This is a genomic window from Novosphingobium sp. HII-3 (genome assembly GCF_002916655.1).
Classification (GTDB): Bacteria; Pseudomonadota; Alphaproteobacteria; order Sphingomonadales; family Sphingomonadaceae; genus Novosphingobium; species Novosphingobium panipatense.
Map to the genome: position 1 here is coordinate 29,174 of NZ_PPSM01000009.1, position 10,641 is coordinate 39,814.

Sequence of the window (10,641 nt, forward strand, 5' to 3'; positions counted from 1 at the left end):
CCCTCAGTTGCCGCTCTGGAACATCCGGGCGTTGCCGGGCTGATAGCCGGAGCCGGGGGTAAGGAAACGACGGCGCTGCTCGCGGCCCTGTTCGGCCGCCGTGGCTTGCTCGGCGGACTGGAGCGCCTGCGCCCGGCCATTGGCGGCGACGACGGCCGTGAGGTCGGCGAGTTGCTGCGCCTGCAGCGCGAGGAGCTGGTTGCCGGCCTGCGTCGCCTGAAGGGCGCCGGTCGCGCCCTGGCTTTGACCGACCAGCGCCGACATCTGTGTCCGGTTGCTGTCGATGTTGCCGACGACGCCGGCCTGGACGCGCATGGAGTCCTGCAGGCCTCCGACCGTGTTCTGCCAGCGCGAACGCGCGTCAGCGACAAGCTGTTGGTCAGATGCTGATAGTGAGATGTTGCCGTATTTGGTCTGGAATGCCTTGTCGATATCTTGGACGCTGTAGGCGATGTTCTGCGCTTGGGTGAGGAGCTGTTGCGTTCGCTGGACGGATTGCTGAAGCTGCTGGAGCGATGAGAAGGGCAGACTTGCGAGATTGCGGGCTTGGTTGATCAGCATCGTCGCTTGATTTTGCAACGAGGTGATCTGGTTGTTGATCTGCTCAAGCGCGCGGGCCGCCTGAAGGACATTTTGCGCGTAGTTGGTGGGATCGTAGACGATGATGGCGTGCGCCGGCGTGGTCAGCAGCGGCGACAGCGCTATCGGCGCCGCCAGGATGGAGAAGGCGAGCCGAGCGCCGTGCGTGCGGGAGCGAAAACGGTTCATGACGATACCTCCTGGCTGGTGGGAACGACGGTCTGAGGAATGACGTTGGTGAGATCGGCGATGACATCCGCCGCCCAGCCGAGCGAACATTCGGCGAGCCACTCGTGCAGGAAGCCGTCACGGCCGGACCGGGCGAACACTTCGGCGATCAGCGCCTGGTGCTGCTTCGAGGACGCGGCGCAGAGCGCCAACGCGACGTCGGACAGGCCCAGCTCGAACAGTCGGTTGCCGCGCCGTGACTGGCAGTAATAGTCGCGCTTCGGCGTGGCCCGGGCGAGAATCTCGATCTGGCGATCGTTGAGACCGAAGCGGCGATAGATCGCGGTGATCTGCGGCTCGATTGCCCGTTCGTTCGGCAGCAGCAGGCGGGTCGGGCAACTTTCGATGATCGCCGGCGCGATGGCAGAATTGTCGATGTCCGACAGCGACTGCGTGGCGAAGATGACGCTGGCGTTCTTTTTGCGCAGCGTTTTCAGCCACTCGCGGAGCTGGCCGGCGAAGCCCTCGTCGTCGAGGGCGAGCCAGCCTTCATCAACAATGAGCAGTGTCGGCCGTCCGTCGAGCCGGTCCTCGATGCGATGGAACAGATAGGCGAGAACGGCAGGCGCGGCGCCGGTGCCGATCAGGCCCTCGGTCTCGAAGGCCTGCACCGACGCTTCACCCAGATACTCGGCTTCAGCGTCGAGCAGCCGGCCATAGGGGCCACCGACGCAATAGGGCCGCAGCGCCTGTTTCAGGTCGTTCGATTGCAGGAGGACGGCGAGGCCTGTGATGGTCCGCTCGTTGACGGGAGCGGAGGCCAATGAGGTCAGTGCCGACCAGAGATGCTCCTTAACGTCGGGCGTGATCGGAACGCCCTCGCGCAGGAGGATCGCGGCGATCCAATCCGCGGCCCAGGCGCGCTCCTGTACCTCGTGGACTCCCGCCAGCGGCTGGAGCGAGACGGAGGTGTCCGGTGCCTCGGTCAGGCCACCGCCGAGATCGTGCCAGTCGCCGCGCATGGCGAGCGCCGCCGCGCGGATCGAGCCGCCGAAGTCGAAGGCGAAAACCTGGGCTCCGGCGTAGCGGCGGAACTGCAACGCCATGAGCGCCAGCAGCACTGACTTGCCGGCGCCGGTCGGGCCGACGACAAGCGTGTGGCCGACATCGCCGACATGAAGGGAAAACCGGAACGGGGTACTTCCCTCGGTCTTGCCGTAGAGCAAGGGGGGCGACCCGAAGTGCTCATCCCGTTCCGGCCCCGCCCACACCGCCGAAAGCGGAATCATGTGGGCGAGATTGAGCGTGGAGATCGGCGGTTGCCGCACGTTTGCGTAGACGTGCCCGGGCAACGACCCGAGCCAGGCATCCACCGCGTTGATCGTCTCGGGCATCGCCGTGAAGTCACGGCCCTGGACGATCTTCTCGACCAGTCGGAGCTTTTCGGCGGCGATGCGCGGATCTTCGTCCCAGACCGTGACGGTCGCCGTCACATAGGCCTGACCGGCATAGTCTGCGCCGAGTTCCTGGAGGGCGAGATCCGCGTCCGCCGCCTTGTTGGCAGCGTCGGTGTCCACCAGGACGGACGCCTCGTTGGTCATCACCTCCTTCAGGATGGCGGCGATCGACTTGCGCTTGGCGAACCATTGCCGCCGAATCTTCGTCAGCAGCTTGGTCGCATCGGTCTTGTCGAGCAGGATTGCGCGGGTGGACCAACGATAGGGAAAGGCGAGTCGATTGAGATCGTCGAGCAATCCGGGCGTGGTCGCTGTCGGAAAGCCGACGACGGTGAGCACGCGCACATGCGCGGTGCCCAGTCTCGGCTCCAACCCGCCAGTGAGCGTCTGGTCAGCGATCAGGGCATCGAGATACATCGGTGTCTCGGGAACGCGCACGCGGTGGCGTTTGGTCGAGACGCAGGAGTGGAGGTAGGTCAGCGTCTCGCCGTCGTCGAGCCAGACACATTCGGGCATAAAACCTTCGACGAGCTGCAGCACGCGATCGGTGCGGTCGATGAAGCCGCGCAGGATCTCATGGGCATCGACGCCCGACTGCTCGCGGCCTTCGTAGAGCCAAGCCTCGGCGCGCGCGGCATCCTCGGCCGGCGGTAGATAGAGGAAGGTCAGGAAGTAGCTGGACTCGAAGTGCGTGCCCGCCTCCTCGAAGTCGGCCTTGCGCTCGGCATCCAACAGACCCGACGCTGAATCCGGAAACATGCCGAAGGGATAGGTAGCGGCGGCATGGCGCTGCGCTTCGACGAAAATCGACCAGCCGGAGCCGAGACGCCGGAAGGCGTTGTTGAGGCGGCCGGCGACGGCGACCAGTTCGGCCGGCACGGCGGAATCCATATCGGGGCCGCGGAAGCGGGCTGTGCGCTGGAACGATCCGTCCTTGTTGAGAACGACGCCTTCGCCGACCAGGGCGACCCAAGGCAGGAAGTCGGCAAGCCGGGTGTTGCGATTGCGATATTCAGCAAGGTTCAACATCGATGCCGCTCCTCAGACCGCCAAGTGGCCGGGGATGCGCAGATGGCGGCGCACCACATCGACGAACTGCGGATCGCGTTTCGCCGCCCAGACGGCGGCGAAGTGGCCGATGGCCCAAAGGCCGAGGCCGACCAGCCAGAGACGCAGCCCGAGACCGAGCGCCGCCGCCAGTGTGCCGTTGAGGATCGCGATCGCGCGAGGGGCGCCGCCGAGCAGGATGTGCTCGGTCAGCGCCCGGTGGACCGGAACAGAGAAGCCCGGCACCTCGCCGGCATGATCGGCAGGACCTGCCATCAGACGAGCGCCCCACCGCCGAACGAGAAGAACGACAGGAAGAACGAGCTGGCAGCGAACGCGATCGACAGGCCGAAGACGATCTGGATCAGTCGGCGGAAGCCACCCGACGTATCACCGAACGCCAGCGTCAGACCGGTGACGATAATGATGATCACCGCGAGAATCTTCGCCACCGGGCCTTCAATCGACTGGAGGATCTGCTGGAGCGGCTGTTCCCACGGCATGGATGAGCCCGACGCGTGCGCAGCGGGCGCCAAAACGATCGACAAAAGGGTGACGGACGCCGCTGTCGCGATGTGACGGCGTATGCGGAGCGGATGATGGATCATGCTGGATCTCCCGATGGCTCGGATGCTGCGAGGGTGATTGCGTAGTCGCCGGTCGGGCCGAGCCCATCGACACGCGCGAGTTCGGTCAGGCGTCGCTGGGCGCCACGGCCGGAAAGGACGGCGACGAGATCGATGGTCTCGGCGATCAGCGCGCGCGAGACGGTGACGACGGCTTCCTGGATGAGTTGCTCGAGGCGGCGCACTGCACCGATCGCCGTGCCGGCGTGGATGGTGCCGATGCCGCCCGGATGGCCGGTGCCCCAGGCTTTCAAAAGGTCGAGGGCTTCAGCGCCGCGGACCTCGCCGATCGGGATCCGGTCGGGGCGGAGCCGTAGGCTGGAGCGCACCAGATCGGAGAGCGAGACCACGCCGTCCTTGGTGCGGAGCGCCACGAGGTTGGGTGCGGCGCATTGCAGCTCGCGCGTGTCCTCGATCAGGACGACGCGATCGTCCGTCTTGGCGACTTCGGCCAGGAGCGCGTTGGTGAGTGTCGTCTTGCCGGTCGAGGTGCCGCCAGCGACTAGGATGTTTTGCCGAGACGCCACGGCGTCGCGTAGCGCCTTGGATTGCGCCTTCGTCATGATGCCGGCGGCGACGTAATCATCGAGAGTAAAGACGGCGACCGCGGGCTTGCGAATTGCGAATGCGGGCGACGAAACGACAGGGGGCAGCAGGCCTTCAAACCGCTCTCCCGTCTCGGGCAGTTCGGCCGAGACGCGCGGGCTACCCGCATGGACCTCGGCGCCGACATGGTGCGCGACCAGGCGCACGATGCGCTCGCCATCGGCGGGCGAGAGCCGCTCTCCCGTCTCGGAAAGCCCTTCGGACAGTCGGTCGATCCAGAGCCGCCCGTCGGGGTTGAGCATCACCTCGACGATCGCGGGATCTTCCAGGAACCGTGCGATCGCGGGGCCAAGGGCGGTGCGCAACATGCGCGCGCCCCGCACGATCGCTTCGGATTTCTGGTGAGTTGTCGCCACGTCGTCCCCGTTCTTTCGCGGGCGCGCACAACACGCGCCCTGGATCGGGGAGATTAAAAGAGCCAGAAATCAGGCCGGTTCAACAAGATTAGATCGTCGTAGTAGCCTAGCGTGCAAATACAGGAGAACGGCGGAATCGGCTCGGACTTGATTGGCTACAGGCAGACATTATCGGTCCTCTGGTGGCGAATCCTCGTCGCGAGGCCTTCCGGCAACATCGTCCGGGATTTCGCGAAGAAAGCTCTGGCCCTTCTGGAGCCTTTTGCCGAGCGTCTCGACGAAACCCTCAAATCGCTCGCGACCCTTGATCTGCGCAGCCGCTTGCGCATCGCCCGGCAATGGCGGCGTGATCGTCAGCCAGAAGCGCACGAACAGCGCCAGCGTTTCGGCCGTGACACCGAGATCGCGCTCGATGCGTTGTGCCTGGCGCGAGAGCCGATCCATCCGGCGGGTGAAGGCGGCCTCGCGTCGATCGGCGGCGTCGGGCGACAGGAACGACGCCACGGCCGCCTCGACGATGGCCGATCGCGGTATCTTCTTGCGCTCTGACAGCTCGTTGATCCGCGAGATCATCTCGACGGGCAAGGTGAGGTTTAGACGGTCGCGCATCGATCCCCCTACAGGTCCATTCCGTCATTGGGATCGAGGGAGACCTGGCGCGCCACCCCGGTCATCTGGCGACGCAGCGCCTGACGCTGGCGCGCAACATCTTCCGGCTCGTCGTCTAGCAGAGCCGCGAATTCCTCCGTTGGAGCTTGGTCGGTCGTCTCCTTGACGATAGCGACATGGTCGGGAAGCTCGGGTTCGCGGCGCAGGCCGCTATTGGCCGGATCGCCCTCCGCCTTTTCCATCTCGGCTAATAGCACGGCATCTGGCTTCTGGGGGACAAGAGCCGACCATCCGTCTGCGCGGGGGGGTCGCCCGGACTTCTGCGGATCGGGCGGCGACAGCACGCGCTCCTTGAAGCGGGCGTCCTCATAATAGCGCGCCTTTTGCGCGTGGATCGGCGCGGTTCCAGCGATCATGACGATTTCTTCGGTCGGCGGAAGCTGCATCACCTCGCCTGGGGTCATCAGCGGGCGAGCGGTTTCGGAGCGCGAAACCATGAGGTGGCCGAGCCAAGGCGAAAGCCGGTGCCCGGCATAGTTCTTCATGGCCTTCATCTCGGTCGCGGTGCCCAGCGCATCGGAGACGCGCTTCGCCGTCCGCTCGTCGTTGGTCGCGAAGCTGACTCGGACATGGCAGTTGTCGAGGATCGAGTTGTTGGCCCCGTAAGCCTTCTCGATCTGGTTCAGCGACTGCGCGATCAAAAAGCTCTTGATGCCATAGCCCGCCATGAAGGCGAGTGCGGACTCGAAGAAGTCGAGGCGACCGAGCGCCGGGAACTCGTCGAGCATCATCAGTACGCGATGCTTGCGCTCCTTGGCGTGCAGGTCCTCCGTCAGACGGCGGCCGATCTGGTTCAGCACAAGACGGATGAGCGGCTTGGTCCGCGAGATGTCGGATGGCGGCACCACGAGGTAGAGCGTCGCCGGACGCGGATCGGCGATCAGGTCGGCGATGCGCCAGTCGCAGCGTCGCGTCACCTGGGCGACGACGGGATCGCGATAGAGGCCGAGAAACGACATGGCGGTGGAGAGCACACCGGAGCGCTCGTTGTCGGATTTGTTCAAGAGCTCGCGCGCCGTGGACGCGACCACGGGATGCGGCCCGGCTTCGCCGAGATGCGGCGTCGTCATCATCGCCTTCAGTGTCGTCTCGATCGGCCGCTTCGGATCGGACAGGAAGCCGGCGACGCCGGCGAGCGTCTTGTCCGCCTCCGAGTACAGGACATGCAGGATTGCACCGACCAGCAACGAGTGGCTGGTCTTCTCCCAGTGATTGCGCTTGTCGAGCGAGCCTTCCGGGTCGACCAGCACGTCGGCGACGTTCTGGACGTCGCGGACCTCCCAATCGCCGCGGCGCACCTCGAGCAACGGATTGTACGCGGCGGATTTCGGGTTGGTCGGATCGAACAGCAGCACGCGGCCGTGCTTCGCCCGGAAGCCGGCGGTGAGCTGCCAGTTCTCGCCCTTGATGTCGTGGACGATGGCCGAACCCGGCCAGGTTAAGAGCGACGGCACGACCAGGCCGACGCCCTTGCCGGAGCGTGTCGGCGCGAAGCACAGCACATGCTCGGGCCCATCATGTCGGAGATAGTCGCGCTCCAGCTTGCCAAGTACCACGCCATCCGGGCCGAGCAGCCCGGCCGCCTTCACCTCTTCCTTCGCGGCCCAGCGCGCCGAGCCATAGGTCTCGACATTCTTGGCTTCTCGCGCCCGCCACACCGACATCCCGATGGCGACCGCGATCGCGATGAAGCCGCCTGAGGCGGCGATGAAGGCGCCGTGTGTGAAGATCTCCGGCGCATAGGCGTCATAGGAGAACCACCAGGCGAAAAAGGCCGGCGGGAAATAGACCGGCATGCCGGCGAGCCTGAACCAGGGCGCTCCGAGCTGGGCCTGAAAGCCGAGCTGCCAGGCGACATACTGCGTCGCGCCCCAGGTCGTGGTCAGCACGATCAGGAAGACGATGATGATCTGGCCCCACAGGATTTTGGTCGCGGACATGGGTGGTGAACCTTTCTTGTTGGTGGCTAGAGACCGAGATCGCGCTTGCGCCCGAGGCTCCACTCGATGCCGCCGCCGCGAGCGACGCCGGTGATGTGCTGGCCGAGCTTGCGTTCGATCTCGCGCGACCAGGGCACGAGCTGGAAGCCGAGGCCCCCATCTGGTCCCGCGCCTTCGATCATGGCGAAGCGGCCCGAGGAGAGCGTCAGGCGCTGGCGATATGTGCCCGAGACATTCTCGCCGGCTGCGACCTTCACATGCGGCAGACCCGTCTCGGCCGAGAGCTTCTCGCCCACGGCGTCCAAGTCGCGGCGGCGCAGCGTGCTGAGAAGATCGCGCTGGAGCATGATGCGCTGGCCTTGGCGGCGACCGAGCCCTTCGTCAGCGAGATGTTCGGCACGGGCCTGCATGGCGTCGCGCACCTCGCGGCCGAAGCCACCCATGGAGAGAGGCATCTGCTCGCGCTCCACGAGACGATGGTCGATCCAGGTGGCGCCCGGCGCGGTGATCTGTGTGCGCAGATCCAGATCGGAACGGGTAGCGAGCACGAGTGTCGGCCGCTGCTCCTCCGGCGACCCGAAGCGGCGGACCTCGACGATGCCACCGACAGGGGGAGCCTGTTCGAAGGCCTCGATGCCACGGAAGCGGACATGATGGGCGCGGCCGTCGGTGCCGTCGATCACGGCATAGGCTTCGCCGGTCAGCTCATCATGCAGGCCCTTGTCGACCAGACGCCCGATGATCGGTGAGCCAGCGCCGCCGTCGGTCACATAGTCTGCGACGCTCCGATCCTGGCCGCGCTCGGTGAAGGCGCGGTGCATGGTCTTGATGACGTCACCGCGCATGCCGAGATCGCGAAGATGCCGCTCGGCTTCCAGACCGACCATCCACTCCCCGGAGCCAGTCGAGGTGGCGAGCCCCATCTTCTCCAGACGCTGAAGACGGCCGATCATCAGGCGGCGGATCTCGGAATCCGCCGGGCCGTCTGATCCAGGGCGCAGGTCGATGGCGCCGACGTCGTCGGCATGGCTACGGATCTCGACATCGAGGCGGGTCCACCGCTCGGCGGTGACTTCCTTCTCCAGGGCGCTGCGAATTTCGTGCTCGGGTTTTGGCCCAAGCTCGATCGCCACCAGATCCTCGGCGCGGGACCGAAGGCCGCGGCTTATATAATCGCGCGAGATGACGAGATCAGCGCCGGCCTCATCCACACCGCGCACGAGCAGATGGACGTGCGGATTGTCGGTGTTCCAGTGATCGACGGCGACCCAGTCGAGCCGTGTCCCCAGATCGGCTTCCATTTGGCTCGCAAGATCGCGCGTGAACGCCTTCAGGTCGGTCATCTCGCTGGCGTCCTCAGGCGAGACGATGAAGCGGAAATGGTGCCGGTCGTCCTTGCACCGGTCGGCAAAGGCGAGATCGTCGGTGCGATCGACGCCGGCATCGAACATGACGCCCTTCTCGCCGTCCCGGTTGACGCCGTCGCGCTTCAGGTAGGACAGATGCGCGGACAGCGGCGCGGACCGAAAGGACCGGCCCTGATGACGCACAACGCGCGCCTTGACGACGACGCGGCGCGTCGATGAGTACAGGCGGCTGCGGCTGAAACTGCCGCGCCCCCGGCCGAAGGTCGAGCGGCCATAGCCGGGTGCGCGTCTGCCGGACGCCGGCGCACCGGTATGGCCAGCCTTCTTCGCGGCCCGCAGTACCCGATTGAGGAAGCTCTTCGCCTTCGGTGCGCGCGTGGTTTTGACGCGGCCAGGCCGGATCCGAAAATCGCTGTCGCCCTCGCTCATATCGAGCCTCCGGGCAGCGGCAATTCAGGGCCGTGCATATGGAAGCCTTGGAAACCCTCACTAAAATTGGGCTTCATGCCCACGACCGACCGCCATGCACAGGAAAACACGAGCCTCTTCAGAGGCTTGGAGTTTTTCGGGCATGCGCTTTTATCTCGCCGTCTGTTGGTCGTGTTTCCCTGACATCCCCATCCTTCCGCCCAACCTGACCAGAAGCCCGCCACGGTGCGCCAGAGCGCGAATGGCATCATCGCGGCTCTCCCGGTTGATTGCGGGCGACGAAGAGGCCGGCCGATTGCGGAACAGAGGCTGAGGCATCGCGCGCAGACGTTGTTGTTGGGGCATCGTCTGGAGCACCGCCGCGCTGCACAGAATCTGCAACCGGTGTGCGCTCGGGCTGCGCGATGAACAGCGGCGCTCTGGTCCAGGCTTGCGGATCGGCGGCGGCAACGACGGACGCAGGAGCGGTCAGATCACCGCCGCCGATGATAGGGAGGAGCGCAGCCACATAGGTGCGGGTCTCCACCGGCAAGGGACGGCCGGCGAGATATTCCTCATATCGGCCGGGACCCGCATTGTAGGCGGCGAGAAAGCCGGGTGACCCGTATCGATCGTACATTTCGCTCAGATACGCCGCGCCTGCCAGAATGTTGTCGCGCGGATTGAAGGGGTCTAAACCCAGCGCGTATCGGGCACGCAAAGCCGTCCATGTCACGGGCATGATCTGCATCAGGCCCATCGCGCCCTTTGGCGAGACGGCGCGCACGGCATTCGCGCTCTCGACGCGCATCACCGCCCTGATCCATGCCGCCGGAATGCCGAAGCGTTGTGCGGCCTCCGCAATGTAGGCGGCATAAGGATCGGTCGGATCCGGACGTTCCATCGGCGCGCTCTGCGCCAGCGTGACAGCCGATGGCGCGCCAACAAGAAACAGGCCGGAAAGGAGAAGGAGACCGGCTTGCCGGGCGACGCGATGACGCCCGGCAGCGGTGACACGGCGGCGGAATGGGACGTGCCAGAGCATCGGCTCAATCCCGCTCGCCGCGCTTCGGCGGGCGGTTCCAGTGTAGTCCCCAAGCGCTCTTATCGTCGCCCGACTGGAACAGGTTGGCGCGGATCGGATGGGCGAAGACGGGATCGTCGAGCTGCAAAGAGACGTAGTCCCCGGCACGTTCGCCGGTCCGTTTCCAACCGGCGCCGACCTCCGGCCCGTCTTCATCGCGGATGTGGATACGATAGTCGGGCGCGTTCTCGGCATCAGACGGTTCGGCTGGAACGACCGTCAGTTCGATGTCGAGTGAGAGGGTGCGGATACGACCGGAATAGCCGGACGTCGTGCGGGAGAATTCTCCGATCTGAGGCATGACAAGGCTCCTTTGTTGTGCGGTGGAGGACGG

The 10,641-nt window shown here is 65.5% G+C and carries 10 protein-coding genes; all 10 read right to left on the minus strand.

Annotated features, from left to right (window positions below):
• Positions 1 to 3 precede the first annotated feature (3 nt).
• Positions 4 to 768 (minus strand): P-type conjugative transfer protein TrbJ, encoded by a 765-nt coding sequence (gene trbJ, locus C2R25_RS02430; protein WP_103727713.1) that lies wholly within the window; start codon positions 766 to 768, stop codon positions 4 to 6.
• The gene (gene trbE / locus C2R25_RS02435) at positions 765 to 3,233 is read right to left on the minus strand and encodes a conjugal transfer protein TrbE (protein ID WP_103727714.1); all 2,469 of its coding nucleotides are present in this window, start codon (positions 3,231 to 3,233) and stop codon (positions 765 to 767) included. The genes trbJ and trbE overlap by 4 nt, the downstream gene beginning before the upstream one ends.
• A gap of 12 nt (positions 3,234 to 3,245) precedes the next feature.
• On the minus strand, positions 3,246 to 3,527 hold the full coding sequence (locus C2R25_RS02440; RefSeq protein ID WP_103727715.1) for a VirB3 family type IV secretion system protein: 282 nt from the start codon (positions 3,525 to 3,527) through the stop codon (positions 3,246 to 3,248).
• Entirely contained in the window at positions 3,527 to 3,859 is a 333-nt protein-coding gene (locus C2R25_RS02445; protein ID WP_103727716.1) for a TrbC/VirB2 family protein, read from the minus strand. Before C2R25_RS02445 ends, C2R25_RS02440 begins: the two co-directional genes overlap by 1 nt.
• The gene (gene trbB, locus C2R25_RS02450; RefSeq protein ID WP_103727717.1) at positions 3,856 to 4,839 is read right to left on the minus strand and encodes a P-type conjugative transfer ATPase TrbB; all 984 of its coding nucleotides are present in this window, start codon (positions 4,837 to 4,839) and stop codon (positions 3,856 to 3,858) included. The genes C2R25_RS02445 and trbB overlap by 4 nt, the downstream gene beginning before the upstream one ends.
• A gap of 168 nt (positions 4,840 to 5,007) precedes the next feature.
• Entirely contained in the window at positions 5,008 to 5,448 is a 441-nt protein-coding gene (locus C2R25_RS02455) for a ribbon-helix-helix protein, CopG family (protein ID WP_103727718.1), read from the minus strand.
• 8 nt (positions 5,449 to 5,456) lie between these two features.
• Positions 5,457 to 7,448 carry a conjugal transfer protein TraG gene (locus C2R25_RS02460; RefSeq protein WP_103727719.1) on the minus strand — a complete coding sequence of 664 codons (1,992 nt, stop codon included), beginning with the start codon at positions 7,446 to 7,448 and terminating at the stop codon, positions 5,457 to 5,459.
• A 26-nt stretch (positions 7,449 to 7,474) separates the two neighbouring features.
• The gene (locus C2R25_RS02465) at positions 7,475 to 9,244 is read right to left on the minus strand and encodes a DUF3363 domain-containing protein (RefSeq protein ID WP_103727720.1); all 1,770 of its coding nucleotides are present in this window, start codon (positions 9,242 to 9,244) and stop codon (positions 7,475 to 7,477) included.
• A 247-nt stretch (positions 9,245 to 9,491) separates the two neighbouring features.
• A complete protein-coding gene (locus C2R25_RS02470) occupies positions 9,492 to 10,268 on the minus strand; it encodes a lytic transglycosylase domain-containing protein (protein WP_103727721.1) in 777 nt (258 codons plus the stop codon).
• 4 nt (positions 10,269 to 10,272) lie between these two features.
• On the minus strand, positions 10,273 to 10,608 hold the full coding sequence (locus C2R25_RS02475) for a DUF736 domain-containing protein (RefSeq protein ID WP_103727746.1): 336 nt from the start codon (positions 10,606 to 10,608) through the stop codon (positions 10,273 to 10,275).
• Between the last annotated feature and the right edge of the window lie 33 nt (positions 10,609 to 10,641).

Bases quoted from the DNA above. Each gene is read 5' to 3' on its own strand.
- trbJ (WP_103727713.1), bottom strand. From the start codon at position 768: ATGAACCGTTTTCGCTCCCGCACGCACGGCGCTCGGCTCGCCTTCTCC.
- trbE (WP_103727714.1), bottom strand. From the start codon at position 3,233: ATGTTGAACCTTGCTGAATATCGCAATCGCAACACCCGGCTTGCCGAC.
- C2R25_RS02440 (WP_103727715.1), bottom strand. From the start codon at position 3,527: ATGGCAGGTCCTGCCGATCATGCCGGCGAGGTGCCGGGCTTCTCTGTT.
- C2R25_RS02445 (WP_103727716.1), bottom strand. From the start codon at position 3,859: ATGATCCATCATCCGCTCCGCATACGCCGTCACATCGCGACAGCGGCG.
- C2R25_RS02455 (WP_103727718.1), bottom strand. From the start codon at position 5,448: ATGCGCGACCGTCTAAACCTCACCTTGCCCGTCGAGATGATCTCGCGG.
- C2R25_RS02460 (WP_103727719.1), bottom strand. From the start codon at position 7,448: ATGTCCGCGACCAAAATCCTGTGGGGCCAGATCATCATCGTCTTCCTG.
- C2R25_RS02465 (WP_103727720.1), bottom strand. From the start codon at position 9,244: ATGAGCGAGGGCGACAGCGATTTTCGGATCCGGCCTGGCCGCGTCAAA.
- C2R25_RS02470 (WP_103727721.1), bottom strand. From the start codon at position 10,268: ATGCTCTGGCACGTCCCATTCCGCCGCCGTGTCACCGCTGCCGGGCGT.
- C2R25_RS02475 (WP_103727746.1), bottom strand. From the start codon at position 10,608: ATGCCTCAGATCGGAGAATTCTCCCGCACGACGTCCGGCTATTCCGGT.